The organism is Sphingobium phenoxybenzoativorans (assembly GCF_018286635.1).
Lineage (GTDB): Bacteria > Pseudomonadota > Alphaproteobacteria > Sphingomonadales > Sphingomonadaceae > Sphingobium > Sphingobium phenoxybenzoativorans.
This window is the reverse complement of record NZ_CP073910.1, coordinates 4,801,815-4,828,758: the sequence shown is the minus strand read 5'-3', so window position 1 is coordinate 4,828,758 and position 26,944 is coordinate 4,801,815. Positions and strand designations below refer to the sequence as shown.

The following is a 26,944-nucleotide window of genomic DNA, read 5'->3' as shown; positions in this document are numbered from 1 at the left end:
CAAATGCAGGGACTTAATATAAGTATCTGAAAATAAAGGATTTTAAATTCCGGTTAACCATGGCCGCGTGCGAATCGTGGGAAAAGCGTCGCTTTGCATCGCGCAGCCCTGCATTGGTCCCGAATTGGTCGCGAATTGGTCGCGAAAAGATTGGGAAACAGAAGGCGCACAAAGAAAAAGCCCGCCCGGAACGATGCCGGGCGGGCTTTTCAAATCGGTGTGCGGCGGATCAGCCCAGCGCGACGACGCGCTTGGTGAGGCGGCTGAACTTGCGCGACGCGGTGTTCTTGTGAAGCACCCCGCGGGCGACGCCACGGGCCAGCTCCGGCTGCACCGAAGCGAGCGCGGCGGTGGCGGCGGCCTTGTCGCCAGCGTCGAGGGCCAGTTCGACCTTCTTCACCAGGGTACGGATGCGGCTGACGCGGCTGCCGTTGATTTCTGCCCGCCGGGCGTTGCGGCGGATGCGCTTCTTTGCTTGCGGCGTATTTGCCATGCCTGTCCTCAAAAAAACCGAAAATCATGGATAGAGCAGCGCGCAAACCATGCGCCCGGCTCATGAAGGTGCGGCCCTTAGCTTGGAACGGCGGGACCGTCAACCGCGCGCAGCCGTTTCGCGCGATTTTCCGCGCCTGCCGCCCGGTTAATGCGTCCTGCGCCCTATCGCTGGCATTTCGGGCAGAAGAAGGTTGAGCGGCCGCTGTCCACCTGCCGGCTGACCGTGCCGCCGCAGGGGCAGACAAGCCCTTCCCGCCCATAAACCCGCCATTGCTTGGAAAAATAGCCCAATTCCCCGTCGGGCCGGGCATAGTCGCGCAGGGTGGACCCGCCCGCCGCGATCGCGGCTTCCAGCACCTCGCGAATCGCATCCACCAGCCGCGAGAGGCGCGGGCGGGACAGGCCGCCGCTTTTGCTGCCCGGCGCGATGCCCGCCATGTTCAGCGCCTCGCACACATAGATATTGCCCAGGCCTGCGACGATTCGCTGGTCCAGCAGGGCGGCCTTTATCGGTGCGGCCTTCCCCGCCAATATGCGGAACAGATAGGCGGCGGTGAAATCCGGGCCGAGCGGCTCCGGCCCCATGCGGGTGAAGGGATCGTAGAGCGAGAGCGCCTCGCTCCGCACCAGGTCCAGCGACCCGAAGCGCCGGGGATCGTTAAGCGCGAGTCGCCGCCCCGCTTCCGTCTCCAGCACCAGATGGTCGTGCGCGCCAATCTCTCCGGGGTCCACGCGCCATCGCCCCGACATGCCGAGATGGAATATCATCGTATCGCCCCGGTCGGTGGCGATCAGGCCATATTTGGCGCGGCGGGACAGGCCGGTGATCTGCGCGCCGGTCATGCGCTGGCGCAGGTCGATGGGGATCGGCCAGCGCAGGTCGGCGCGGCGCGGCTCGACCAGCGACAGCCGCGCGCCGTCCAGCACGCTGCGCAATCCGGCGACGGTGGTTTCGACTTCGGGAAGTTCAGGCATGGCAAGCCCATGTAGGCGTCGTCCGTCCGTCAGGCCAGCGCTTTGCCCCAATGCCCAGCGCTTTACCCAATGCTTTGTCAGACCCTCCCCCTCGCGCGGACCACAATCGTGCTACAAAGCGACATCCCGCCGTTACGTCGCCGTCCGATCCCCTGTCCGGGGAAGGGCCGCTGCGAAAGTATCGATATGGCGAGACCAAGGACGAAACCGGCGCTGTGCGCCAGCGGGCGGCACCGGCCGGACATCCACCGGACATGCGACGATGACGGCGTCACCCGCACCCATTGCCTCGATTGCCGGTGCCAGCTCGTACGGACCCTCGCGTCGCGCGCCTGGTACCGGTCGGGCATGTTTTTCTGAAGCAAGGCCGTAGCCGCCGGACATAGGGACGGCGCATAAAAAGGTCCGCCACCCTTGCGGATGGCGGACCCATCCCCCGGAGGGGGCGGCAAGGGCCGGTAATCAGGTGGTGGCGGGGGTCAGTCGCCTCCATCCCGTGGACGCCTTGCCGAAATCATAGACCGGCTGGGTGCGGACTTCCTTCGTCACCGTCTGGCCCTGCTGCGCGGCGATGGGCTGCTCGGCGCTGACCGGCTGGCTCTGGCGAAGGGCCGCCTCGCCCTTGTGCATCAGGAAGTTTGCGCGGCGCAGGCGGTTCTTGCGCGTCAGGAACGGATTGGCCTGCGTCGGCTGCTCGGCGACCATGGCCTCCAGCGACGATGCCGGAGCCGCCGTCGATGCCGCCGCAGTCGGGCGCACAGGCTCATCCGCATAGGTGGGCGCAATATAGGGCGACTCCACCGCCCCCGCGGTCGCCATGACCGGCTCGGCAACCGGCGTGCGGGCCGGGCGCACCGTAACCGCTGGCGCATCGCTCAGCACTGGCGCGGCAGGCGCAGGGGCGCTGACCGGCGCATAGGGATCGGCGGCCACCGGCTCGTCCAGCGGGTCCTTGCGGCGGCGCATAGCGAAGGCCGCGCCGATGGCGAGGATGGCGACGGCGCCAGCGCCCATCGCAAATTTCGCCTCATCGCTCATACCCGAATCGGTAAGGCTCGCATCGGCGGTCTGTGCCGGGGTCGCGATCGGCGCGTCCACGACCGGGGCGGGCGCTGCCGTCGTCGCAAGCGGTGCAACGGTGGATGGCGTAGCGGCAGGCGTGGCGTCAGCGGGCGCACGCTCGGCCGGAGCCTGCGCAACCGTGGCTTCAGGCGCGGCGGTGCGTTCCGTCGCACGCTCGCGGCGGGCGGTCTGCGCCGGGGCCTCAGTCTCCGCCGGAGCGGGCGCTGCCTCGGCCTCCGGCGCAGGGGCGGCCATTACCGGGCGCGGCGGGGTCGGCTGCACGACCGGCGACTGCGGCTTGAACACGGGAGCCTGCGCGGCCGGGGCCTGTGCTGGAGCCTGACTCTGCGGGGCGACCGGAGCCACGGCTTCGGGAGTCGCCGGCAGGGCGGCTGCTGGCGGCGTCGGGGCGCTCGGCTCCATTACCGGCGCTGGCGGCGCGGCAGTGGGCGGCGCAACGGTGGGCGGCGCGGCCATTTGCGGCTGCGCTTCCTGCGCCAGAACCGGGGTTGAACCAAGAGCCAGGACAGCGGCAATCGCGGCCAAGGCAGGGCGAGCTGTGGTTGGATGTTTCGTCATAGCAACGGAAACAACGCCCGCTTTTCTGAAAGGGATGCTTGCTGCGTTCAGGAATCGCGATGAAATGTGCGGATGGATCGACTGATGGATGAATCGGGGTCAATATTATATTGACCGTGCTATTCCGGCAGCGGTCTTTGCTATGATGATGACTATCCCTGTTCATTAACTATTCATGAAAATGAACAGTAATTATTTTCGGGAACTTTATCACGGCAAAGGATTTTGCGAATTTATCTGTTCATTTGGCGTTCATGCGCCGGGCGGGGTTCCCTCAATCGAGCACGCCCATCGCGAGCAGCATCAGCCCGAACAGGGTCAGCACAATGATGGCGAAGCTCAGCAGGAAGATCAGCCGCACCGCCGCCCCGGCACGGGAAAGGCCATAGGCGCCGCGCAATTGCTTATACATATGGATGGGCGGAATGATCAGCAGCGCCATGCCCCATAACCAGCCGCTGACCCCCGCTATCGCCACGAGCGAGAGCATGATGACCAGCAGCATCATGAAGCTGATCGAATAGGTGGCGAAAATGGCGTGGTCGTACAGGTGGATGTCGCGCCGCCAGAAGAAGAGCAGCCACAGGAACGGCACGCTCAGCGGGATCAGCGCCCAGCTATATTTATATCCGCTGGTCTTGAGCTTGTAGAGCAGCAACTGCGGATTATCGTTCGCCTTTTTCAGCCCGTCATTCACGGCCCGGTCCAGCCATGGCACGCCGCTGTTCAACCCGCCGGCACCCTCGCTTTCCCCGTCGCCTTTGCGCGCATCGGCCGCCCTTTTCGCTTCGCTGCGCTTGCCCAGTTCCGCGACCTTCTCCCAGTCTCCGGTGGCGAGGCCCGCCATGGCGTCGCGTTCGTCGATCCGCTGCTCTATCTTCCGGTCCAGCGCCTCGCGGTCCGCCACGCTGACGCCCGGCGCGGCGCGGGACGCCTTCAACGCGGCGATGTCCTTTTCCGCGCGCCCATATTCTTCCTTGATGCCCGAACGCCAGTCGCCGACCGGCGGCGTGCCCTTCATCACGGTCACGCCTTCGGGCGAACTGCCGAGCAGGGCGCCGCCGGTGAAGCCGAACACCGCGAACATCAGGAATACGGTGAACAGGAACAGCGCCATGGGCGACACGAATTTGGCGCGCTCGCCGTCAATGAACCGGCGGGTCAGGCGGCCGGGATGGAACGCCAGTTCCGGTAGGGTGCGCCAGATCCTGCCTTCAAAATGGAACACGCCATGCAATATGTCATGGCCCAGGGAATGCAGGCTGCGGTGGATATGCGCGGCCTGGCCGCATTGCGCGCAATAGGGTCCGGCAAGCGCCGCGCCGCAATTTGGGCAGGGACCGTCATGCGCATGATCGCCATGCGCGCCTCCCTTATGGGTCTCGCGATCGACCGCATGGGCGGCAAGGCCCCCTGTCAGCGCGTCCCCAGCGGCTTCCATTTCCCCGGACATGTACGGAAACTAACAGCCGCCCTTTGGATGGCAATGCGTTTCGTGTTAGGGACTCGCGCGATTGTTCCGAGCAGAGCCTGATCCATGAATGACCTGACCCAGACCCCTGAAATGCTGATCGCCACCATGGGCGCGCGCGCGCGCAAGGCGTCGGCCCTGCTGGCGGGGATCAGCGATGCGGACAAGGCCAACGCCCTGCGTCTCGCGGCGCAGGCGCTGCGCGATCAGACGGCGCAGATTGCGGCAGCCAATGCGCGCGACATGGAAAATGCGGCGGCCAACGGCCTGTCGCCCGCCATGCTCGACCGCCTGCGGCTGGACGCGGGCCGGATCGCGGCGACGGCCGATGGCGTGGAGGCGGTCGCGGGTCTCGACAATCCGCTGGGCAGCGTGATCGGCGAGAGCGTCCGTCCCAACGGCATGGTGCTGCAACGGGTGCGGGTGCCGCTGGGCGTGATCGGCATCATCTATGAAAGCCGCCCCAATGTGACGGCGGATGCGGCGGCGCTGTGCCTGCGCGCGGGCAATGCCGTCATCCTGCGCGGCGGCAGCGAGGCGCGGGAGAGCAACCGCGCCATCCACGCCGCGATGATCGAGGGGATCGCCGCCGCGGGGCTTCCCGCCGACGCCGTGCAACTGGTGCCGACCACGGACCGCGCGGCCGTGGGCGCGCTGCTCAAGGCGGCTGGACTGGTCGACCTGATCGTGCCGCGCGGCGGCAAGTCGCTGGTGGCGCGGGTGCAGGAGGAGGCGCGCGTGCCCGTCCTCGCGCATCTTGACGGCATCAACCACAGCTATGTCGATGGGGCGGCTGACCCGAAAATGGCGCAGGCCATTATCTTCAACGCCAAGATGCGGCGCACCGGCGTATGCGGCGCGACCGAAACGCTGCTGATCGACCGCGCCTATCCGGAGCCCGCGGCGCTGATCGGGGCCTTGATCGGCGCGAAATGCGAAGTGCGGGGCGATGAGGATGTCCGCGCCCTCGACGCGCAGGTGAAGCCCGCTTCGGACGAGGATTGGGACACGGAATATCTGGAGGCGGTCATCTCCGCCCGGATCGTCGATGGCGTGGAGGAGGCGATCGCCCATATCGCCGCCCATGGCAGCCATCACACCGACGCGATCATCACCGAGGATGGGGCGGTGGCCGAGCGGTTCCTGAACGCGGTCGACAGCGCCATCGTGATGTGGAACGCCTCGACCCAGTTCGCCGATGGCGGGGAGTTCGGCCTGGGCGCGGAGATCGGCATCTCCACCGGGCGGCTCCATGCGCGCGGCCCGGTGGCTCTGGAAGGGCTGACCACCTATAAATGGCTGGTCCGGGGCACGGGTCAGATCCGGCCCTGATTTTGGCTGCCTGCCGTCGATGTAATTTATAGCCCGAACGGTATGTATTGAAGGCGTTTTGCTTTATACGGGAACACATCGCCAGGCGCAGGTGATCATACCATAATTCAGCCTTCCGCCGCGCGCTCCAGTTCCGCCGGCTTCCGCTCGGCGAATTTGTCGGCCAGCTTTTCTTCCTCTTTCGCCGTCAACTCCTCGGCGGCGTCGGGGAACATCTCCTTTTCCTCCTCCTCAATATGGTGGAGGTAGCGCTTCTTGAGCTTTCCGAATGTCTCGTTCCATTTGGCGGACCCGAAGCTCAGCTCCTCCAGCTCCTCGATGAAATCGTCGATTTCCTTATGCTCGGAAACGCTGTGCTGCGCATCTTCGCGCAGGTCGGGCCGCGCGAGCATGGTGGCGTAGAGGGTTTCCTCCTCTGCCGCGGCATGGGCGGTAACCTCGACCTTGAACTGGTTGAACAGCTTCTCGCGCCGGTCCTTCTCGCCCTCGGCGTCGTCCAGCTTCGCCAGCAACTGGCGGTGCGCGTCATGATCCTGTTTAAGGCGGTCGAAAATGGTGGCGTCGGCCATGCAGTCCTCCTTGGCCCGGAAGGGGGCGTGAGAAGGGATAACGACGCGTAGCGCGAAAGGCTCCCGCCGCTGCGCTCAGGGATCAACCAAAGACGAACTTGCCGACGATGGCGACGGGAATCCAGAGCATCGGCGCAAGCAGGCTGGCGGCCCATAATTGCAGCAGGTCCACACGGAACCGCGTGGCGAGGCCGTCGTCGGACAGGCCGCTGCGCTCCAGCGCCGTCCAGCGATGCTCAAGACTGCGGGCGGCGAGGGCGAAGCCGCCAATGGCGACGATGATGCCCAGGTGAAGGACAAGGGAGCCGCCCATCTTGGCGACCACGAAAATCTGGAGCAGGGCAAACACGACAAGCGCGCCCGCCGTGTGGGTGCTCATCCGCTTCATATAGTTCCGCCCCGATCCGGCGGTCCGCTGGTTGAACATCGACGCCATGCTCACTCCCCGTGTCTGCCGCAAAGCTTTCACGAATATGAACGGCGATCAACAGGAAATTGCAGGTTGGTGTGGGAAAATGTCCAGTATCCGGGCGTTCCGGGGCTTCATGGGACGCCGGCGGACTCCTGCATGCGCTTCTCCGCGAACCATTGTTTCAGCATCGCGGCGGTGCAGCCGGAAAAGCCGTAGCTGCCATTGACGGAGCAGCTTCCGGGGATCGTCTGGCGGGACACATCCTCCATATTGGCGACCTGGCTGCCCCATCCGGGGCCACCGGCGACCTCCGGTTTCTCCCGCAATTTCTTGGGGATGCGGTAGCGTTCCGATTCCGGCTTGCGCGCGCATACGACGATTTCGTCGCCCTCGCCCTTGGGGCAGGCGTCGTTGCCGTAAACGATCAGGGACGTGATTTTCTGCGGCGGTTCCGCCTGCGCCGGGGCGCTGGTCAGGCCAATCGCCAGAAGGAGGGATGCGATAGCGAAGCGGCTCATGAAATTCCTGCCTTTTGCCGCTTCATTTCAAGCGGGCCTTTGCCCCTGTATATACTGCATGCGCCCCCGCACAGGACGCCGCCGGCGTCCCTTTCCCGTCATTGCGGCGCTGGCGTCGCCCCGGCCTCCGCATCCGCCTTCGCCTTGGCGGCTTCCTCCGCCTTCACCCGCTGCTCGATGGCTTCGGATTCGGCGTCGATCTTGGCGAGGCGCTTCTCGCGCTCTGCGGCGACCAGGTCGTTCCAGCTTGCATTGTCCGCCTGCTTGCGCTCCGCCCGCGCCATCTGCGCCAGCCTGTTGAAGCAGCCGGTGGTGCCGCCGCTGCCCGCCGGGGAACAGCTTTCCGTGCCGCTCTTGCCGACATATTCGATGGATTTGGCCCGCTCGCCCCATGCCTGTTTGGCGGGGGCATTGGGGTCGCCGCGCAGCGGTTCGGGAATGCGGTAGCGCTCCTGTTCCTCCTTGCGGGCGCAGACCACGATGTCGCCGCTGCTGCTTTCCGGGCAGGCGTCGTCGCCATAGACGATGACCAGATTGACCTTCTCGCCGCCGGGCGGCGGCCCCGCCGCCGCATCGGCCTCCTGCGCCAGCGCCGGAGCGCCGGTCAGCGCCATGCAAAGGGCAAGTGCTGCGGGCAGAGCGATCTTCATAGGTCCAGTCCTCAAATGCGCTTCGATAGGGCGATGGCGGCGCGGCATCCCAGCCGGATCGCCCCGGAAAGCAAGGGGTAGGCGGGCGCATCCTCGGCTCCGGCGGCGAGCGCGGCGTCGCGATGCTCGACTTCCTCAGCCATGAAATCCGCAATGGCCTCGGAGAGTTCCGGGTCGCTATCGCCAAGTTCCGAAAGTTGTTCGGAATAGTGGCGCTCGATTTCCGTTTCGATTGCGGCGGTGCAGGCCATCGCCGCCTCCGGTCCCAGGGCGGCGGTGACTGCGCCCAAGGCGAAGCCGGCGGCGTGCCATACCGGTTGCAGCAGGGTCGGGCGGACGCGGCGTTCCGCGATCATCGCGTCGAACCGTTCGCGATGCCGTTCCTCCTGCGCCGCCATGCCCGCGATCGCGCGGGCGGACGGGTGGCGGTCGCCCAATACCGCGAGTTGCCCGGCATAGATGCGGGTCGCGCCAAACTCCCCGGCCTGATCCACGCGCAGCATGGCGGCGGTGTCGGGCTTGCGGCCCGGACGGGGAAAATCGCGCTGGCCGGTCATGCCTTCTTCGCTTTTGACAACAGGGCGAAGATGGCGAGCGCCGCCGCCAGCGACAAGAGGCCGTTATATCCGGCCAGCGAAATACCGAACAGCGACCAGGGGGCAACGTCGCACCGGGTGAGCGGCGTGTTCATGATGCTGGCCAGCACATCGTCGGTGCTGCCGCCGACCGGCACGGTGGAACAGGCGGTCAGGCCCTGCCACCAGCCATATTCGACGCCCGCATGGAAGAAGCCGGTGACGCCGCTGCCAAGGATCGCCAGCGCGGCAAGGGCGGCGAACAGCTTGCTGGCCGAGGGATTGCCGCGCAGCACGATGGCGATCAGCGCCAGGACGATCGCGCCCAGATGCGGCCAGCGCTGCCACATGCACATTTCGCACGGGTGCAGGCCAAAGACATATTGCGACACCAGCGCCCCGCCGAGCAGGAAGGTGGGCGCAAGGATAGCGATCAGGCGGGCGCGGGAGAGATTGGTCATTCGTTACGCTCTCTCCGTCACCCCTGCGCGGGCAGGTGTCCCGCTATCTTCTCGACGTCCGGCAAAAGCGGGACCCCCGCCTGCGCAGGGGTGACGGAAGGATGTACCGGGCAATTACTTCGTCGCCGGTTTCGCGCGCGGGGCGGGCGGCGGCGCGGCCTGCGCCACTATAGCCGCCGGCTTGCTCGCCAGACGCGCGATGGTCTTGAGCGCATAGTCGAGCTGGAAGTCGTCAATGCCCTTCTTCTTCAATTCCTCGGCGGTCGCGGTGAAGCGGGGATCGGGCTTGCCGTCCTCCTCCAGCGTCTTGTTGTCGACCTTCGCCTCATTGATCAGGTGGCGGCGCAGATCGCTTTCACGGAAGCGCGGACGCTCCTTGTAATCGGGGTCGGAAAGCTGCGGCACCAGGATATCCGGCTCGATCCCGCCTTCCTGCACGGACCGGTTCGACGGCGTATAGTAACGCGCCGTGGTCAGGCGCAGGGCGGTGGTGTTGCTCAGCGGCAGCAGCGTCTGGACGCTGCCCTTGCCGAAGCTGCGTTCGCCCATCACCAGCGCGCGATGCTGGTCCTGCAGAGCGCCCGCAACGATTTCCGACGCCGATGCGGAACCGCTGTCGACCAGGACGATCACCGGCAGGCCCTTCGCATCGTCGCCGGGCTTGGCGTAATAGCGTTCGACATCGCCCTTGGCGCGGCCGCGCTGCGACACGATCTCGCCGCGCTCCAGGAAGGTGTCGCTGACCGATACCGCCTCATCCAGCAGGCCGCCGGGGTTGGAGCGCAGGTCGAGGACATAGCCGGTCGGCTTGTGGCCCAGCGACTTGTCGATGCTGCGGATCGCCGACCGCACGTCCGCGCCGGTGTTGGCGGAGAAGCTGACGATATTGATGACGCCGATATTATTCTTCACTTCCCACTTCACCGGCTTCAGCTCGATGATCTCGCGGGTCAGGGTCAGGTCGATCGGCTTGTCGCGGCCGGGGCGGACGATGGTCAGCTTGATCGGCGTGCCCGCCGCGCCACGCATCTTGTCCACCGCATCGTCCAGCGTGCCGCCATAGATCAGCTCGCCGTCCAGATGGGTGATATAGTCGCCCGCCTTGATGCCCGCGCGCCATGCCGGCGTATCCTCGGTGGGCGCGATCACCTTGACCGCGCCGTCCTCCATCGTGACCGAGAGGCCAAGGCCGCCATAGCTGCCCTCCGTCTGGGTGCGCAGCGTGGCGAAGTCGCGGGCGTCAAGGAAGCTGCTATGCGGGTCCAGGCTGGACAGCATGCCCTCGATCGCGCCCTTGATCAGCTTCTCGTCGTCAACCTTGTCCACATAATCGGTGCGGACTTTCTGGAACACGTCCATAAATTCGTCGAGCGCCTTGTAGCTGCTCCCTTCCGCCTCGGCGAGCGCGGCGGTGGTGGCGGGAATAAGGGCAAGCGCGCCGAGCGCAGTGGCGCTCCGCAGGAAGGTGGATTTCATTGGCGACATGAGTCCTGACACATGATTTCCCACAATATAGACCCAAACCCCCCGTTACGCCAAGCATGCGCTCGACCAGGGGCTTGGCTGATCGATGAGCGCCAGTTGCCGCGGCGCTGACGGCGATGTTGGCGGATCAGGGCGCTGGCGGCGGAAACGGGCCGATGCTTTCGATATGCCAGCTCCGTTGCGCCGGGCTCGACCCGTCAACATCATTCACCCGGCGCAGGGTGACGGACCGTAGCGCGTACCAGGGTTTCCCGTCGGCGGCGATCCGGGCATAGACCTGCACGGGCACAGTGACGAAAAGCGATCCCGCCGCCCCTTCGCTGTCCGCCGGGGCGCCGATATTCGCATGGATCTCGCTGAACCCGGCGAAGCGGCGGGCGAACGCCGCCGGGTCCTGCCGGGCATAGTCGCTGCCCTCGCCCCACAATTTCTGCGCGTCGCCGAAGCGCTTTTCCTCCAGCAGACCATAATAGCCCTGAACCAGTTGCGCCGCGCCCTGCGGGCTTTCCGGGTCGATCGTGCCTTCGGTCAGGGGGACGGGTTCATCGGGCAGGCCGCCGGGCGTGCCCGGTTCCGGCGGCGCAAGCGGCGCCATGATCGCCTGCGCCTCCGCCTTCACGCTGCGGTCGATGTCCCTCTGACCGGCGGCGTTATCGGCCAGGCCGTTGGCGGTTTCGTCCAGCACGGTGCGCTCGGTGGAGTTGCACGCCGTCACCATCAGCGCTGCCGCCAATGCAACGCCATATTTCCACCTGCCCCGCATCATCCCGGTAGACGCGCGGATCAAGGCGTCGCTCCCCTCCTGCCGCCGCGCATGCGGGGTGAAGGGCCGGGTGTCGCCGTCATGGGCCGTGCCTGACTCCCTCGCTGGCGCATACCGCCGGAGGACGCATCATTGCCCCGCGGCCCATTGCGGAAACCGCGCGATTCGACGCCACGGCCCGGTTGCGAATTTGCCTGGGGGGATTCCGCGCGGCGCTGCCACTGCCGCCCGTCGTTCGGCCTTCCGTCGCCGCGCCAGCCATCGGGCCGTCCCTGCGGCCGGTTGCCGTCATGCCAGCCCGGCCCGCGATCGCGGTTGCCCGGTTGCCAGCCATTGCCGCCACGATTGTCGTCCCGGCGCGCCTGCCTGCGCTGTTCCCAATAGCGGCGCTGCTGGTCCGTCCAGCGATGCCGCGCGCCGCGGCGGTCATAGACATAATATCCGCCGCCCGGATAATAGAAGTTATTGTACCAGCCGCCATATCCGCCGCCATAATAGCCGGGGCCATAATAGGGGTCGTAAAAGCCGTCATTATAGGCATAGCGGCCATATCCGGCGTCAATGCCGCCATAGCCGTAACCGTCGGTGGCGCATCCGCCCAGTGTCAGCAAACCGGCAAGACCGGCCGCCAGCAAGGCGATCCTTTTCCTCGTTTTCGCGACAGGAGCCATGATCCGTCTCCTCAAAAGTCATGATCTGCGTGAGAGCCTAACGCGCCGGAATTGAATTGGTTGTGAACGGCGATGCGCCAAGGCATTAGGGAGATATAGCAAACGCAAATTCCGGATCGCCCACTCGCATGCCCCGCGCCACCATTGCAGACGTCGCTCGCGTTGCCGGGGTGTCGATCAAGACCGCGTCCCGCGTCCTCAACCGGGAACCGCATGTCAGCGCGGCAAAGCAGGCGATGGTGGAACAGGCGATCCTGTCCCTCAACTACCGGCCCAGCCAGATCGCGCGCAGCCTGAAGGGCAGCCGGTCGTTTCAGATCGCCCTGCTCTACGACAATCCCAGCGCCGCCTATTTCCAGGCGATGCATGATGGCGCGCGGCAATTGTGCGATGCGTCGGGATTTCGCCTGATGACGCAGGCGTTCAGCGTTCATGCGCCGACCATGGTGGGGGAGATCATCGCCCTGATCGACGACATGCATGTCGAGGGCCTGATCCTGTCGCCGCCGCTGACGGATTGCTGCCCCCTGCTCGAAGCGCTGGACGCCCGGCGGGTGCCGTTTGTCCGCATCGCGCCGACGGTGGCGCTGGAGCGGGCGGGCTTCACGCTGATGGACGACATGTCGGCGGCGGAGGAGGCGACGGCGCACCTCATATCCCTTGGTCATCGCGCGATCGGCTTTGTGCGCGGGCATCCGGATCATGGCGCCGCCAGCCAGCGGTTTGAAGGATATCGCCGCGCCTTGGAGCGGGCGGGGCTTGCCTTTGACGAGGCGCTGACGGCGCAGGGCGCTTTCACCTTCGCCTCCGGGCGGGAGGCGGCGGCGGAACTGCTGGAGCGGGAGGACCGCCCGTCTGCGATCTTCGCCAGCAATGACGACATGGCGGCAGGGGTATTGGCCTATGCGCATGAGGCGGGAATCGATGTCCCGGCCGACCTGTCGATCATGGGTTTCGACGACAATCAGATCGCGCAGATGATCTGGCCGCCGCTGACGACCATTCGTCAGCCGGTGCAGGCGCTCGCCTATGGCGCCGCGCGGCTTCTGCTCGACCGGCTGGAGACTGGCAGGGACGCGACGATGACGTTCGATTTCGAGCTGATCCAGCGCGGATCGACATGCGCAAGGACGCTGCAGGACAATTAGAATCGCGTAGAATCGCGACGGCCGCCCGCCATATCGCGCTGCAACAAAACAGTTCTGGACAAGTCGCCGCAATCTCCGCCTTAATCCGCGGCCGGGGGGAACGGTGCATGTCGCTTACAGTCCGCATTCTCATCGCTCTTGTCGCCGGTCTTGTCGCGGGACTGGCCCTGTCCGCCTGGGCGGGGGATGGCGGGGCGCAGGTGGTGGCGATCGCCCGGCCGGTCGGCAAGGCGTGGCTCAACGGGCTGCAGATGCCGTTGATCCCGCTGATCTTCGGCCTGCTGGTGACGGGCATCGCGTCCGCCACCGTGTCTGCCGCGACCGGAGGCGTCGCCGCGCGCGCGATTGTCAGTTTCGCTATCGCTTTGCTCGGCGCGGCGGCGGTGGCGGCCATCTTGGGGGAGGCGCTGCTGGCCTGGTGGCCCGTGCCCGACGGCGCAGTGACGGCCATTGCCGGGCATGGCGATGTGGCGGAGGTGGAGGGGGTTCGCCCCTCTGCGGATTGGCTTGTGGGGTTCATCCCGGTCAATCCCCTGCGCTCTGCGGCGGATGGGCAGGTGGTTGCGGTCGTGCTGTTCGCGCTGTTCTTCGGTTTCGCCGTCACCCGGATCGCGCCGGATGCGCGCGCGCGGCTGCTCGGCTTTCTCGACGCGATGGTGGAGGCGCTGCTGGTGCTGGTCGGCTGGGTCCTGCGCGTCGCGCCCATCGGCGTGTTCGCATTGGGGCTGGTCGCCAGCAACCAGTCCGGCCTGGCGACCGCCGGAGCGCTGCTCCACTATATCCTGTTCATCGTGGTCATCTGCCTGGCGATCACGGCGCTGGTCTATCCGCTTGCCATCCTGTTGGGCCGCGTCGCGCCGATGAGGTTTATTCGCGCCGTGTTGCCGCCGCAGGCCATCGCCTTCAGCACGCAGTCGTCCATCGCCTCGCTGCCCGCGATGATCGCGGCGAGCGACCGCGACCTGGAGGTCCGCCCCGAAGTGCGCAGCATCGTCCTGCCGCTCGCCATATCGCTGTTCCGAATCACCAGCCCTCCCGCCAATCTGGGCGTGGCCCTCTATGTCGCGGCCTTGCACGGGGTCGCGCTTGGACCGGCGCAGCTCATCATCGGGGTGTGCGTGGCGGCGATCGTCAGCCTCGCGGCCGTCGGCCTGCCCAGCCAGATCACCTTCTTCACCACCACCGGCCCCATCTGCCTCGCAATGGGCGTGCCGGTGGAGGCGCTGCCGCTGCTGCTCGCCGTGGAAACCGTGCCCGATATCTTCCGCACGGTCGGCAATGTCACGGCGGACCTTGCGGTCACGCGCATCATCGATGAGCGAACGCCCGGCGGGGCCTAGGTTTCACGAAATCCGCCGCTATGCCGCCAGCGTGTCGCGGAACCTGGCGAGGCGCTCTATCCCGGCGTCCAGCGTGGCGTCCGACTTGCAGAAGCAGAAGCGGACGACATGCGTGACCGGCCTTTCGGCGTAGAAGCTGGACACCGGGATCGCGACGACACCGGCCTCCGGCACGATCCGCTCACAAAAGGTCACGTCGTCCAGCGCGATGCCCGACGCCGCCAGGTCGGCGGAAATGAACCAGGTGGCGGCGCTCGGCAGCATGGCATAGCCCGCAGCCGATAATCCGGCCGACAGGCGGTCGCGCGAACGCTGATAGTCTGCGCGCATCGCATCGAACCATTCGCGATCCCTGCCCAGCCCCTCCGCGACCGCCCATTGCAGATTGGGCGGCGTGGTGAAGGTCAGGAACTGATGCGCGCGGGCGAGCGCGGTCGCCAGCGGCGGCGCGGCGCACATCCAGCCGACTTTCCATCCCGTCACCGAAAAGATCTTGCCTGCCGATCCGATCTTCACCGTGCGTTCCCGCATGCCGGGCAGGCTGATCAGCGGAACATGGCGGTTGCCGTCAAAGGTCACATGCTCCCACACCTCATCGCATAGGGCGACAAGATCATGGGCGACGCAGGCATTGGCGACGATCCGCAATTCCGCCTCGCTCGCCATCGTGCCGGTGGGATTGAGCGGGGAGTTGAGGACAAGCAGGCGCGTGCGGGGCGTGATCGCCGCCTCCAGCGCTTCGGCCGTGATGCGCCAGTGCGGCGGCTCCAGAGTCACCAGCCGCGCAACCCCGCCCGCACGCTCCACCATCGGCAGATAGGCGTCGTAAAGCGGCTGGATCAGCACCACTTCGTCGCCCGGAGAAACCAGGGCGAGCAGCGCTGCCGCAATCGCCTCCGTCGCGCCGGACGTGACGATCACTTCCTCCGGCGAGAGGTCGATCGACTGATGCCGCGCATAATGGTCGGCCACCGCGCGGCGCAGTTCGGGCAATCCGGCCATCGGCGGATATTGGCTGGACCGTTCGACAAGGGCGCTGGCAGCCGCCTGCAGCATGTCCGGCGGTCCCGCATGTTCGGGAAACCCCTGGCCCAGATTGATCGCCCCGGTTTCGCGCGCGAGGGCCGACATCTTCTCAAAGATCGTCGTGCCCATTTTGGCATAGGTGGGGTTCATGACCCCACCGCCCCGGTTACGCGCCGGTTTACAGGCCCAGCCGCGCCCAGAAATCGTCCGGCCGGATCGTTTCGCCCGCCTGCATCTGCGGCGATCGCGACCAGGAAGGGTGCGGGAGGGGAATGCGTAGGGTATCGGGCCGCTGACGCCGGATTTTTCTGCGAATGGTCATCGTTTTCTCCTGTGCGCAGGAAACACGAAACCGGGCGTGGTCGCTTTGGCAACGTGCGCTTTAGCCGTTGGTGACGCGGAGCAAGCTGTCCTTCAAAAGCCGCGGAGCATAGGCTCGGCATTTTGTCTATCCATCGCGTAGAGATATGTCCATCAAGCAATGATGTTGCGCGCATTAGATTTCCTTGGGCATGTCTTCGACGAAATTGACATTGTGCATGGGGAACGGCTCCGGCGCATAGCGCACCTCTACCGTGTCGAGCCATGCGCGAAACGCCCGCCTGCCGCCCTCCTGGATATGGGTAAGCAGGGCGTCGCGGTAGCGCACGGGCCAGTGGCCGATCAGATATTGCCGCTCGAACACCGCAGCGCTTTCCCCCGAAAGCAGATCGCCGAGGTTGGCCGGGACCGGCAGGACATCGACCGGCGTTGTCAGGACGGCATCGAAATTCCCCCGCGCCGCATGGTCGAGCGCCGCGCAAAGGCCGCCCAGCGGACCGAAGCCCTGCACTGGATAGTCGGCAATGGAGGAAAGGCCGGGCCACGCCCGGCCGCAGATGACCAGTTCGTCGACCTGCGGACGGAGCGCGGCGATCACATGGTCGATCATCGGCCGCCCGTCGATCATAGCCATGGCCTTGTCGCTGCCGAACCGTTGCGACTGGCCGCCCGCGATGATCGCGCCAAGGCGGCGCGCGCCCGCCGTCATCCGGCGGAGGCGCCGGACCTGCGGCCGATCCAGACCATATAGAGGACAAGCCCGATCGCATTCCACAACAGGAAGAAATGATGCGTCTGGGACGGCAGGCTCATGAACAGATAGGCGCAGCCGATGATCGCGCCCGGCCCGACCAGCCAGGGCAGCGGCGACCGGAACAGGCGCGGCTCGTCCGGCGCGCGGCGGCGGAGCACCAGCATGCAGGTGGCGACCGCCATGAAGGCGACCAGCGTCCCCGCATTGGCCAGCGCGGCGATCTGATCCAGCGGCACCAGTCCGGCGAGGATCGCGACGATGACGGCGGTCAGCGCGGTGATGCGTATCGGCGTCCCGGTGCGCGCATTGACCTTGGCCAGACTGGCGGGCAGCAGGCCGTCGCGGGCCATGACGAAGAAGATGCGGCTTTGTCCGTAGAGGAAAGCGAGGATCACTGTGGGCAGCGCGATGATGGCCGCCGCGCCGATGATCGCCGCCGTGCCGCCCTGCCCCAATTGGCGCAGGATCAGCGCCAGCGGCTCCGGGCTGTTGGCATAGACGGTGTAGGACATCGACCCCACCGCCACCGCCGCCACGCCGACATAGACGGCCGTGCAGACCGCCAGCGACCCGATGATGCCGATCGGCAGGTCGCGGCCCGGCCGCTTCGCTTCCTCCGCCGCGGTCGAAATGGCGTCGAAGCCGTAAAAGGCGAAGAAGATGATCGCCGCCGCCGCCATCACGCCGCGCTGCACGCCGTCGACATCATGCTTCGCAAAGCCATAGGGCATGAAGGGTTTGAAATGCGACGCATCGAAATGCGGGAGCGCGACGACCACGAAGATCAGCAGCGCAATGATTTTCACCAGCACCAGTATCGCATTCACCGTCGCGCTTTCCTTGGTGCCGAGCGCCAGCAGGCCGGCGACGACCGCGACGATCAGCATCGCCGGAATGTTGATCAGGCCGCCGGCATGCGGCCCGGCGGACATGGCGAGCGGCAGGTCAAGGCCGATCGAGTGCAGGAAGCCCACGGCATAGCCCGACCAGCCCACGGCCACCGCGCTCACCACCAGCGAATATTCCAGGATCAGGCTCCAGCCCACGACCCAGGCGATGATCTCGCCCAGCACGACATAGCTGTAGGTATAGGCGCTGCCCGACGCCGGGATCATCGTCGCCACCTCGGCATAGGCCAGCGCGGCGCAGGCGCAGATCGCCCCGGCGATCAGGAAGGAGAGGGTGACGGCCGGTCCGGCGAGATTGGCGCCGACGCCGACCAGCGTATAGATGCCGGTGCCGACGATCGCCCCCACGCCCAGGGCGACAAGATGCCACCAGCTAAGCGTCGGATTGAGGCGATGATGGCTGGCAAGGCTATCGAGTCCGACCGCCTTGCGCTGCATCCAGTTCTTCATGCCCATGTCCCTCCCCGGTGGCCGGAGAGGGAGTGTAGGGACGAAATCAGGCGGTGACCAGAGTCCCGCCCGCGCGTGAACTGTTCAGCCCTGACGTGCGAAAGTCGCGCTTCAGTTGGTCCGCGACACGGATCGACATGGCCACGATCGACAGTGTGGGATTGGCGTAGCCGCCGGTCGGAAACACGCTGGATCCGGAGATCATCAGATTGTCCACGCCATGCACGCGGCACTGCGAATCCACCACGCCCTTTGTGGGGTCGTCATGCATCCGGGTCGCGCCCATGAAATGGGTGGTGGAGCTGGTCTTGACCTCGACCGGATCCTGCACCTTGAACTCGCCGATGCCGCTCTTGCGGATTTCGCGGGCCATGATCTGTTGCGACTTGCGCACCATGTCCATGTCCGCATCATTCCAGGTGCAATGGATTTCGATCCGGCGATTGCCGAGCGCATCCCGTTCCTTGCCCAGGACGATCCGGTTATCCCGGCGGGGCGGCTGCTCCACTTGATGCAGGACTTCGAAATGGTCGAACTCCTCCGACGGCCTTTCCCTGTTGGACCAGCCGCCAATGCCCAGATGGGAAATCGGCGCGAACAGGCGGTCGTAGAATTGGCGGCCGATGCCATCGACGCCCTTTGCCGCGGTGAAGATGTCGCCGATATTGAACTTGCCGCGCTTCTGCATAGCGGCGCGCAGGCGCTGCGACGCCTGGAACCCGGCCTCCCGCCGCGCGCCCATGCTGCGCCGGGGGAACAGGATGCCGCTCAGGTTCACGCACTGCTCCTGGCGCAGCACTTCGTCGGTGAGCTGCAGATGACCCATCGCCGACATGCCGTCGATGCGGCGCAGATCGTAAAGCGCCATGCGGTCGATCAGATCGCGCGAGGCGGGCGTGAAAGTGCCGCCGAACAGCAAGGGGTGATCCATGAAATAGCGGCCGACCAGGTCATTCTGGTTGCCGATGCCGTTCTGGTGCCGGTCGGTCGAGGCCAGCAGCAGTTGCGGCGTCGACAGGCCGCCCTGGGCCAGCACGAACATGTCGGCCTCAAAAACGACCTCATGGCCCGGCGCGGTGACCGCGCGCACGGCGGTAATCCGCTTGCCGCCCTTGTCCATGTCCAGCTTCGTGGCGGTGGCGTTGTAATAGACGCTGACATCGCGGGACGCATTGATCGCCGCGCGATAGGTTTTCAGGATCACCTCTTTATAGGCGAAATGGAACATGCCGGTCCGTACGCCGGTGCCTTGCAGCGCCAGCGCGCTGGTGTCTGCGCTTTCCCAATCGGCGGGCGTATAGCTGCGCGCATCCAGGTCGAACCAGGCCTGCGCCCGGTCATAATAAGGCGCGAAGTCGGAATAGGGGACGGCCCAGCCGCTATCGTCGATCCATGGCCGCGCCTCGAAATCGGCGGCGGTCATCGGCAAAAGGCGGAGGTGGTTGGGTCCCAGGCCCGCATTGACGTGCCACAGATTGCCGTTGCCGCCGAACTGCCGGTTGGTCCAGATGCCGCGATGATCGGGAAAGACGGACGTCTTGGCCGGTTGCCCCAGATCGCTGGCGTCCTTGTCCAGCCCGCCGCTTTCTATGATCGAAACGGATATGCCCGCATTCAGCAATTCGGTCGCGAGGGCGACGCCGGCCGGACCCGAACCGACGATGCAGATTCCCGAACGGACGACGCTATCCTGATCAAGGGTCTTGGTATCGACAAACATGAAGTGGCAACTCCCCCGGCGTAACCCGGACTATGCGATTTTCAAATCGGCATCCCCCCACCAGGCCTGCCATTCCAGTTCAGTATCAAGGCCGTCAGGCGAGTGGTCCTCTCGCGCATGCCGGCCGGCTTGCATGTATGCGGCAATCAAGTTCCGCCGCTTCATTACGACGAATTGCGATCGCCCCCAGAATAATAATGACGAACAGTTCCAACGATAAGGCTGAAACCGTCAATGAAAGGGAAATCGCGTTGGGAAAGTCCAGCGAACCACCCAACAAGGATTGCCAAACACTAAATGAACTCCACGCCCCTATCGGCGATAACATTAACAATTCCGTAAATAACGAAATCAACAGAGCGCCGCCGCACAGCGCAAACACCATAAGAACGCCTATCATTGACTGAATCTGATATTTGGGCGGCTTCATGCGATTCCTTTACATAGGTTATAGGGCATGAGGATTTGACAAAAAGCAAATGACAAAAGCGCGAAAAGGAATGGAGTTTCCTTTTGTCTCTTTACGGGATGAAGGCTGAGGCGGGTCCGCCTCTTTGCGAGGGCCCAATCGGCGCAAGGCCGCGCGCCCTATCGCCGCTGCGCATCCCCCGCCAACGCATGCTGCGGAGCAGCAAAAAGCTGATATAAATCAATGTTTCTGCTTTATGTCTGGCGACGCCCCGCCATCCCGCCGCCCAGCGCCGGGCATGACGTCCTTGCCAGCCCGCATGATGGGACGGGTTGGGATGCGGTATCGGGCGGAACGCAAAAAATTTTTACGGCCCGGATGATTCAGGTCCGGCGACTTCGCCCCGCCAGCCAGCGCGACTCGCGCGCCGGACGGCCGTTTACTGGATGGAGGTGAGGCGTTAGGGCTTCGAAGCCATGGGACCGGTCGAGGCATGGCTGTAAAAATGGCGAGTATCGACCGTCGGCGGGGGCATGTGTCGCGGTGAGGCCGACGCCAAGCTTGATCCGCTCCATCTGCGCGGAATGCAGCGTCGGCTGCGGGGTTGTCGCGCGCACGCTCGACGACCGGCGCGTCGAGCTGGAGGGGGACATGCGCCATCCCGCGAATCGGGGCGATCTTTGCCACCGCGCCGTTCAGCCGGGTGAATCCGCATCTCTGGACCAGCGTCTGCTGCATCCGAAAATCCAGGGCAGGAAAGCGGGATGGCCCAGGGCCGCAGCCCATATCGCAAAGCGCCTGGCCGATATCGTCGCGCGCTACGGTCCGCAGAGCGTCGCCATGCGCTTGTCCGACCGGTTGCTGACCGAAGATTATTATATCGCGAACAAGATGATGAAGGGCTTCATCGGATCGGCGGACATCGCCATCCTCCCGGCGACCCCGCTTCCCGGCCTTCATTCTCCGGCCCCTCATTCTCCGGCAGACGCGCTGATCATGGCGTTGGGCGAGGATGTCGTGCCCGCGACGGCCGACGACATTGACCGGGCGAAGCTTGTCATCATCGCCGGAACCGATATCCGGCGGGACCTCCCGATCCTGTGGCGCAGGATTGTCGCGGCGCAGGAAAGTCAGGACGCGACGATCGTGATGATCGGCGGCGAGAAGCCGGAAGACGGCGCGGCGTCGGACATCCATCTGGCGATCCGGCATCTGGCGATCCGGCCAGGCACGGAAACCATCCTGTTCACCGGCCTCCTCGCCTTTTCCCGCCGCGCCGGAATTATCGACCGGCCATTCCTTGAATCGCATGTGACCGCGCCGCGGGGCTTCTGGGATGCGCTTGAGGAGGGGCATGACCTGTGGTCCACCGCCCGCGCCTGCGATCTGGCGCCCGCCGATCTGCAGTCCTTTTACGACCTGTTCGCCGCAAACCCGAAAACAATGACCCTGTTCGGCGATGCTTCCCTGACGGGGGCGGTGCTCAACGCGCATCTTGCGACCGGGCGGATCGGCAGGCCGGGGGCCGCGCCATTTCCCCTGGCGGCGGCATCCAATGCGATGGGCGCGCGGGAGGTCGGCATATCGCCCGCCACCCTGGCGGCGCATATGGACTTCACCGCTGATCATGTCGCGCTCGCCGGCCGCTTCTGGGGCGGCGCGAACATGGCCGCGCAGCCGGTGGAAAGCGCCGGTCACCTGATCGGCCCGGAAACAAGGGCGCTCTGGCTTGTGGGGGACGATGTGCTGCAACCGCAGGATGCGGACATCATCCGGGATGCGCAGGCGGCGGGCCTGTTCGTCATCCATTCGCACAGCGTCGCGGACGACAGCCCTGCGGACGTGCACCTGCCCGCCGCCGGATGGGGGGAGCAGAACGGAACATCGAGCGGCTTCGACCGGATGATCAGCCGCCAGCGGCCTTTCTTCCCCACTGCCGGAGAGGCGCGGCCGCACTGGTGGATCATGACTCAGGTGGCGCGCGACATGGGCTGGCGCGACGCCTTTTATTTCGCTTATCCGGCGGAGGTGTATCGCGAACATGCCCGCTTGTCCGCTTATGGCAATGCGGGGGCGCGGCTGTTCGACATTCGCCGCCATGCCGCGATATCCAACCCGGCCTATGATGAAATGACATCGTGGCGTTGGGGCGGCGCGCCGTTCATGGACGGCCGCTTTCACACAGCCGATGGGCGGGCGCGGCTGATGCCGGTGGAGCAGGCGATATCCTTAAGCGCCGGAAAGACTCTCCTCCCCGGCGCCTAACCGTCCGGTGATCAGCTCAGCAGCTTGATGATCGAGGAGAAGTCCCTGCCGCCCTCGCCCTTGTTGGCGAGAAGCTGGTAGAGCGCTTCGGCGGCGTTGCCCATCGGCACGCTGGCGTTGACCGACGCCGCCGCCTCTGTGGCGAGCTTCAGGTCCTTCAGCATCAGCGCGACGGCGAAGCCGCCCTGATAATCATTGTCAGCGGGCGTCTGCGGGCCGACGCCGGGCAGCGGGCAATAGCTGGTCATCGACCAGCTCTGGCCGGACGAGACGCTGGAAATGTCATAGAAGGTCTGCGGGTCCAGGCCCAGCTTCTGCGCCATGGCGAAGGCTTCGCAGGTGGCGACCATCGTCGCGCCCAGCAGCATGTTGTTGCAGATTTTCGCGCCCTGGCCGGTGCCCGCGCCGCCCGCATGGATCACCGCCTTGCCCATGGCCGACAGGATCGGCTTGGCCTTGGCGAAGGCCGCATCCTCGCCGCCGACCATGAAGGTCAGCGTGCCGCCATTGGCCGCGGCGATGCCGCCGGAAACGGGCGCGTCGACCATCTCGAAACCCTTGGCCGTCGCTGCCTCGATCACGCGGCGGGCGGTCGCGACGTCAATGGTTGAGCAATCGAGGAACAGCGCGCCGGGCTTCGCCGCGCCGAACACTTCGTTGGTGTAGACCGCCTCGACATGCTTGCCCGCGGGCAGCATCGTGACCACCGCATCGGCTCCGGCAACGGCGTCGGCCGCGCCGGTGCTGCGGGTCGCGCCCGCCGCCTCGGCCTTGGCCAGCGCATCTTCGGACAGGTCGAACGCCCGCACGGCATAACCGTTCTTCACAAGGTTCGCGGCCATGCCGCCGCCCATATTGCCAAGGCCGATAAATGCGATGGTGGTGGTCATTGGGATACTCTCCGACTTGTATCGTCATCCCAGCGCAGGCTGGGATCTCATGCCTCTATGCTGCGCCCGTCGCCTGAGACCCCAGCTTTCGCTGGGGTGACGACCGGACGGCGTTACCGTCCCTTCCAGACGCCGGGGCGCTTCTCGACGAAGGCGGCCATGCCTTCCATCTTGTCCTCGGTGGCGGTCAGGATCTGGAACAGGCGGCGTTCGCTCAGCACGCCTTGATTGAGGCCGCTCTCGAACGCCAGATTGACCATCTCCTTGTTGATCATGGTGGCCATGGGCGGCATCGCGGCGATCGTGGCGGCGGTCTTGAGCGCCTCGTCCAGCAGGTCGGCGGCCGGAACCACGCGCGACACCAGGCTGGCGCGCTCGGCCTCCGCCGCGTCCATCATCCGGCCGGTCAGGCACATTTCCATCGCCTTCGCCTTGCCGACCGCGCGGGTCAGGCGCTGCGAACCGCCCATGCCGGGCGCGACGCCCAGCTTGATTTCCGGCTGCCCGAATTTCGCGGTGTCGGCGGCGATGATGAAATCGGCCATCATCGCCACTTCGCATCCGCCGCCCAGCGCGAAACCGGCGACGGCCGCGATCCAGGGCTTGCGGGTCGCGACCACATCCCGCTGCCAACCGGAGAAGAAATCCTCCAGGAAGAAGTCGGAGGCGGGCTTGTCGGCCATCTGCTTGATGTCCGCGCCGGCGGCGAACGCCTTCTCGCCGCTGCCGGTCAGGACCGCGCAGCGCTGCGACGGGTCGGCGTCATATTTCGCGAAGGCGTCCGACAGCTCGGCCAGCACCTGCGTATTGAGCGCGTTCAGCGCCTGCGGGCGATTGATGGTGATGAGCGTGACGGCGTCGCGCTGTTCAACGAGGATGGTTTCATAGGACATGGTTCAGGCTCCCTGGTCAGGCGCTTAATTCAGGCAATGGGGTCCATTCCTTTTCCGGCGGCAGGGGCGCGAAAAGGGAATCGACAAGGGCGTCGGTAACAGCTTCGGGTGTGGCAGGCTCCCACTTCGGCGCATTATCCTTCTCGAAGATCACGGCGCGCACGCCCTCGACGAAATCGGGACGGCGGATGACGTGGCAGGCGATCCGGTATTCGTTGCGCATATTGTCGGCGAAATCGGTGAAGGCCGCGCCCTCGACCAGTTGCCGCAGCGCCACCTTGATCGTCTGGGGCGATTTGGTCGCCAGCACCGACAATTGCTTCTGCGCCCATTCCGAACCGTCGGCGTTCAGCGCGGCGAGTATGTCCTCATAACGGTCGGAAGCGAACAGCCGGTCGATGTCGGCGCGCTGGCTTTCCAGCTTGGACGGCGGCGGGGTTTCCGTTCCGGCGTCCAGGATCGCGGCGAGCGAAGCGGGATCGGCCATGATCTTCGCCTTCACATCCTCCAGCTTTTCGGAAGGCATATAATGGGTGGCGAGGCCGATCGCTTTTGCGTCCGCGCCGTCGATCCGGCCCCCGGTGGCGGCGAGATACGCGCCGGTCCGTCCCGGCAGGCGCGGCAGGAACCACCCGCCGCCGACATCGGGGAACAGGCCGATGCCGGTTTCGGGCATGGCGAACATCGTCCGCTCCGTCGCGACCCGGTAGCGGGCCGGGAGGGAGATGCCGACCCCGCCGCCCATGGTGATGCCGTCGATGAAGGCGACGATGGGCTTTTCATAGACGAACAGCAGATGGTTCATCCGATATTCGACATGGAAGAAGCGTTCCGCCTCCACGCAATCACCCTTGGCGCTGTTGGCGATCAGCGCGATGTCGCCGCCTGCGCAGAAGCCGCGCGACAATTTGGGATCGCCATCCGGTGAGGGCCTGTGGTCGATCATGACCGCGGCAACGGCATCATCCTTGCGCCAGGCGAGCAGCGCTGCGTTCACAGCCTCGCACATGCCCGGCGTCAGCGCGTGGATCGCCTTGGGCCGGTTCAGCCGGATGCGGCCGACGCCATTTTCGATGAACGTCAGGACTTCTTCGGTCATGGATTATCTCTCAAACGCCGTTCACCCTGAGCGAAGTCGAAGGGGCAGACTGAACGAAGTGAAGGCACTTCGCTGCGCTCAGTGGAAGGCTTCGACAAGCTCAGCCCGAACGGAAAAAGGTCGGTTAAGCACTTCACTGCCGCAACATGTCCCGTCCGACGATCATCCGCATGACCTGATTGGTGCCTTCAAGGATCGAATGGACGCGCAGGTCGCGCCAGAAGCGTTCAATCGGATAGTCCTGCAGATAGCCATAGCCGCCATGCAGTTGCAGCGCCCGGTCGACCACGGACGATCCAGTGTCGGTCGCAAAGCGCTTGGCCATGGCAGCAAAGCGGGTCTTGTCCGGCGCATTGGCCGTCACCTTGGCGGCGGCGAGATAGAGCAGCGCGCGGGCGGCCTCCAGCTCGGTCGCCATGTCGGCAAGGGTGAACTGGGTCGCCTGAAAATCGGCGATGGCCTGGCCGAACTGCTTGCGGTCCTTGGTGTAGGTCACGGCCTCGTCCAGACAGCGCTGCGCGCCGCCCAGCGAGCATGCGCCGATGTTGAGGCGGCCGCCGTCGAGACCCATCATCGCGATGCGGAAACCCTCGCCCTCGCTGCCGACGAGATTTTCGACCGGAACGCGCACGCCGTCGAAATTGACCTGCGCGGTCGGCTGGCTGTGCCAGCCCAGCTTCTTCTCCTGCGCGCCGAAGCTGACGCCGGGCATATCCTTCTCGATGAGGAGGCAGCTTATCCCTTTCGGGCTGTCGTCGCCGGTGCGGACCATGACGAGGTAGATTTCATTCTCGCCGCCGCCGGAAATGAACTGCTTGGAGCCGGTGACGACATAATGGTCGCCGTCCTTGACCGCCTTGGTCTTGAGGCTTGCTGCGTCCGATCCTGCGCCCGCTTCCGTCAGGCAATAGCTCGCCATGCGGTTCATCGGGACGAGGTCGGGCAGATATTTGTCCTTCACCGCCTGGCTACCAAAGCGGTCGACCATCCATGCAGCCATGTTATGGATGGAGATGAAGGCGCTGGTGGATGGACAGCCATAGGCCATCGCCTCCATGATGATCGCCGACTCGAGCCGCCCCAGGCCGATGCCGCCCGACTCCTCCGACACATAGATGCCGCCAAAGCCCAGATCGGCCGCCGCCTTGATCGTGTCGCGCGGGAAGATGTGCTTCTCGTCCCACTCCGCCGCATGGGGCGTGATCGCGTCCGCGGTGAACTTGCGCGCCATATCCTGAATGGCGAGCTGGTCCTCGGTAAGCTCGAACTGGGTTGTCATGACATCTTGTCCATAAGAAGAAATCCGTCATGCTGACGAAAGTCAGCATCCATTAGCTTGGCATATCGATGGATCGTCAACCTTGCGTCTATATTCTTAGCAGTGGCCGTCACGGAACGATTTACATCGGCGTGACGTCCAATCTGCTGCAACGAATGGATCAGCACCGCGCCGGCGCCATACCCGGATTTACTGCGCGTTATGGCGTAAAACGGCTGGTTCATTTCGAAATGGCCGACACTATGGATGTGGCGATTTCGCGCGAGAAACAGCTAAAAGACTGGCGTCGCGAATGGAAGGTCGCGCTGATCGAGAAAGATAATCCGTTCTGGGAAGATCGGGCTGTCATGCTCGGCTTTCCACCACTCGTTCAAAGATAGAGCCAATGGATGCTGACTTTCGTCAGCATGACGATGGGGAGCGA

General features: G+C 65.2%; 29 protein-coding genes. 6 read left to right on the top strand and 23 right to left on the bottom strand.

Features of this window, described 5'->3' with window-relative positions:
* Positions 1-229 precede the first annotated feature (229 nt).
* Entirely contained in the window at positions 230-493 is a 264-nt protein-coding gene (rpsT, locus tag KFK14_RS23920; RefSeq protein ID WP_070156865.1) for a 30S ribosomal protein S20, read from the bottom strand.
* Positions 494-657: 164 nt separating this feature from the next.
* Positions 658-1,470 carry a bifunctional DNA-formamidopyrimidine glycosylase/DNA-(apurinic or apyrimidinic site) lyase gene (gene mutM, locus KFK14_RS23915; protein ID WP_212609422.1) on the bottom strand — a complete coding sequence of 271 codons (813 nt, stop codon included), beginning with the start codon at positions 1,468-1,470 and terminating at the stop codon, positions 658-660.
* A 186-nt stretch (positions 1,471-1,656) separates the two neighbouring features.
* Between mutM and KFK14_RS23910 the strand changes: the two genes are divergently transcribed.
* The gene (locus KFK14_RS23910) at positions 1,657-1,830 is read left to right on the top strand and encodes a hypothetical protein (RefSeq protein ID WP_171905875.1); all 174 of its coding nucleotides are present in this window, start codon (positions 1,657-1,659) and stop codon (positions 1,828-1,830) included.
* A 102-nt stretch (positions 1,831-1,932) separates the two neighbouring features.
* Here the strand turns inward: KFK14_RS23910 and KFK14_RS23905 are convergent, their stop codons facing one another.
* Positions 1,933-3,009, bottom strand: a complete 1,077-nt coding sequence (locus tag KFK14_RS23905; protein ID WP_212609421.1) for a hypothetical protein — start codon at positions 3,007-3,009, stop codon at positions 1,933-1,935.
* A 376-nt stretch (positions 3,010-3,385) separates the two neighbouring features.
* Positions 3,386-4,564 (bottom strand): DUF3667 domain-containing protein, encoded by a 1,179-nt coding sequence (locus KFK14_RS23900; protein ID WP_212609420.1) that lies wholly within the window; start codon positions 4,562-4,564, stop codon positions 3,386-3,388.
* Between the two features lie 84 nt (positions 4,565-4,648).
* On the opposite strand from KFK14_RS23900, the gene KFK14_RS23895 reads away from it, so the two are divergent.
* Positions 4,649-5,914: a glutamate-5-semialdehyde dehydrogenase gene (locus tag KFK14_RS23895; RefSeq protein ID WP_212609419.1), complete on the top strand. Its 1,266-nt coding sequence runs from the start codon at positions 4,649-4,651 to the stop codon at positions 5,912-5,914.
* Between the two features lie 107 nt (positions 5,915-6,021).
* On the opposite strand, the gene KFK14_RS23890 is transcribed toward KFK14_RS23895, so the two are convergent.
* The 9 genes from KFK14_RS23890 to KFK14_RS23850 form a co-directional block, all read right to left on the bottom strand.
* On the bottom strand, positions 6,022-6,483 hold the full coding sequence (locus KFK14_RS23890) for a hemerythrin domain-containing protein (protein ID WP_070158159.1): 462 nt from the start codon (positions 6,481-6,483) through the stop codon (positions 6,022-6,024).
* A gap of 82 nt (positions 6,484-6,565) precedes the next feature.
* Complete coding sequence (locus KFK14_RS23885) at positions 6,566-6,919, bottom strand: hypothetical protein (protein ID WP_070158158.1); 354 nt, start codon at positions 6,917-6,919, stop codon at positions 6,566-6,568.
* 107 nt (positions 6,920-7,026) lie between these two features.
* Entirely contained in the window at positions 7,027-7,413 is a 387-nt protein-coding gene (locus KFK14_RS23880) for a hypothetical protein (protein WP_212609418.1), read from the bottom strand.
* 98 nt (positions 7,414-7,511) lie between these two features.
* Complete coding sequence (locus KFK14_RS23875; protein ID WP_212609417.1) at positions 7,512-8,063, bottom strand: hypothetical protein; 552 nt, start codon at positions 8,061-8,063, stop codon at positions 7,512-7,514.
* Between the two features lie 11 nt (positions 8,064-8,074).
* Positions 8,075-8,620, bottom strand: a complete 546-nt coding sequence (locus KFK14_RS23870) for a demethoxyubiquinone hydroxylase family protein (protein WP_212609416.1) — start codon at positions 8,618-8,620, stop codon at positions 8,075-8,077.
* On the bottom strand, positions 8,617-9,099 hold the full coding sequence (locus KFK14_RS23865; protein ID WP_212609415.1) for a disulfide bond formation protein B: 483 nt from the start codon (positions 9,097-9,099) through the stop codon (positions 8,617-8,619). Before KFK14_RS23865 ends, KFK14_RS23870 begins: the two co-directional genes overlap by 4 nt.
* A gap of 114 nt (positions 9,100-9,213) precedes the next feature.
* Positions 9,214-10,575: a S41 family peptidase gene (locus KFK14_RS23860; protein ID WP_212609414.1), complete on the bottom strand. Its 1,362-nt coding sequence runs from the start codon at positions 10,573-10,575 to the stop codon at positions 9,214-9,216.
* A 136-nt stretch (positions 10,576-10,711) separates the two neighbouring features.
* On the bottom strand, positions 10,712-11,347 hold the full coding sequence (locus KFK14_RS23855) for a hypothetical protein (protein ID WP_212611283.1): 636 nt from the start codon (positions 11,345-11,347) through the stop codon (positions 10,712-10,714).
* A 20-nt stretch (positions 11,348-11,367) separates the two neighbouring features.
* A complete protein-coding gene (locus KFK14_RS23850) occupies positions 11,368-12,018 on the bottom strand; it encodes a peptidase (RefSeq protein ID WP_212609413.1) in 651 nt (216 codons plus the stop codon).
* 128 nt (positions 12,019-12,146) lie between these two features.
* Between KFK14_RS23850 and KFK14_RS23845 the strand changes: the two genes are divergently transcribed.
* Entirely contained in the window at positions 12,147-13,166 is a 1,020-nt protein-coding gene (locus tag KFK14_RS23845) for a LacI family DNA-binding transcriptional regulator (protein ID WP_212609412.1), read from the top strand.
* Between the two features lie 107 nt (positions 13,167-13,273).
* Positions 13,274-14,506: a dicarboxylate/amino acid:cation symporter gene (locus KFK14_RS23840; protein ID WP_212609411.1), complete on the top strand. Its 1,233-nt coding sequence runs from the start codon at positions 13,274-13,276 to the stop codon at positions 14,504-14,506.
* A gap of 18 nt (positions 14,507-14,524) precedes the next feature.
* On the opposite strand, the gene KFK14_RS23835 is transcribed toward KFK14_RS23840, so the two are convergent.
* The 6 genes from KFK14_RS23835 to KFK14_RS23810 form a co-directional block, all read right to left on the bottom strand.
* Positions 14,525-15,682 (bottom strand): aminotransferase, encoded by a 1,158-nt coding sequence (locus KFK14_RS23835; RefSeq protein WP_212609410.1) that lies wholly within the window; start codon positions 15,680-15,682, stop codon positions 14,525-14,527.
* 28 nt (positions 15,683-15,710) lie between these two features.
* Entirely contained in the window at positions 15,711-15,854 is a 144-nt protein-coding gene (locus tag KFK14_RS23830) for a hypothetical protein (RefSeq protein ID WP_171905952.1), read from the bottom strand.
* Positions 15,855-16,028: 174 nt separating this feature from the next.
* Complete coding sequence (mobA, locus tag KFK14_RS23825; RefSeq protein WP_212609409.1) at positions 16,029-16,562, bottom strand: molybdenum cofactor guanylyltransferase; 534 nt, start codon at positions 16,560-16,562, stop codon at positions 16,029-16,031.
* Entirely contained in the window at positions 16,559-17,965 is a 1,407-nt protein-coding gene (locus KFK14_RS23820) for an amino acid permease (RefSeq protein WP_425516645.1), read from the bottom strand. The genes mobA and KFK14_RS23820 overlap by 4 nt, the downstream gene beginning before the upstream one ends.
* A 46-nt stretch (positions 17,966-18,011) precedes the next feature.
* Positions 18,012-19,685, bottom strand: coding sequence for a GMC oxidoreductase (locus KFK14_RS23815; protein WP_212609407.1), 1,674 nt, complete (start codon positions 19,683-19,685; stop codon positions 18,012-18,014).
* A 94-nt stretch (positions 19,686-19,779) separates the two neighbouring features.
* The gene (locus KFK14_RS23810; RefSeq protein WP_212609406.1) at positions 19,780-20,115 is read right to left on the bottom strand and encodes a hypothetical protein; all 336 of its coding nucleotides are present in this window, start codon (positions 20,113-20,115) and stop codon (positions 19,780-19,782) included.
* Between the two features lie 540 nt (positions 20,116-20,655).
* Between KFK14_RS23810 and KFK14_RS23805 the strand changes: the two genes are divergently transcribed.
* Positions 20,656-22,359, top strand: coding sequence for a molybdopterin-dependent oxidoreductase (locus tag KFK14_RS23805; protein ID WP_212609405.1), 1,704 nt, complete (start codon positions 20,656-20,658; stop codon positions 22,357-22,359).
* A gap of 11 nt (positions 22,360-22,370) precedes the next feature.
* Here KFK14_RS23805 and mmsB read toward each other — a convergent pair whose 3' ends face one another.
* The 4 genes from mmsB to KFK14_RS23785 all read right to left on the bottom strand — a co-directional run bounded on the left by mmsB (position 22,371) and on the right by KFK14_RS23785 (position 26,520).
* The gene (mmsB, locus tag KFK14_RS23800) at positions 22,371-23,249 is read right to left on the bottom strand and encodes a 3-hydroxyisobutyrate dehydrogenase (protein WP_212609404.1); all 879 of its coding nucleotides are present in this window, start codon (positions 23,247-23,249) and stop codon (positions 22,371-22,373) included.
* Between the two features lie 113 nt (positions 23,250-23,362).
* The gene (locus tag KFK14_RS23795; protein ID WP_070157800.1) at positions 23,363-24,142 is read right to left on the bottom strand and encodes an enoyl-CoA hydratase-related protein; all 780 of its coding nucleotides are present in this window, start codon (positions 24,140-24,142) and stop codon (positions 23,363-23,365) included.
* Between the two features lie 16 nt (positions 24,143-24,158).
* Positions 24,159-25,241: an enoyl-CoA hydratase/isomerase family protein gene (locus tag KFK14_RS23790; RefSeq protein WP_212609403.1), complete on the bottom strand. Its 1,083-nt coding sequence runs from the start codon at positions 25,239-25,241 to the stop codon at positions 24,159-24,161.
* A 133-nt stretch (positions 25,242-25,374) separates the two neighbouring features.
* Positions 25,375-26,520, bottom strand: a complete 1,146-nt coding sequence (locus KFK14_RS23785; RefSeq protein ID WP_212609402.1) for an acyl-CoA dehydrogenase family protein — start codon at positions 26,518-26,520, stop codon at positions 25,375-25,377.
* Between the two features lie 68 nt (positions 26,521-26,588).
* Here KFK14_RS23785 and KFK14_RS23780 point away from each other — a divergent pair, with 68 nt between their 5' ends.
* A complete protein-coding gene (locus KFK14_RS23780) occupies positions 26,589-26,900 on the top strand; it encodes a GIY-YIG nuclease family protein (RefSeq protein ID WP_212609401.1) in 312 nt (103 codons plus the stop codon).
* Positions 26,901-26,944: the final 44 nt, after the last annotated feature.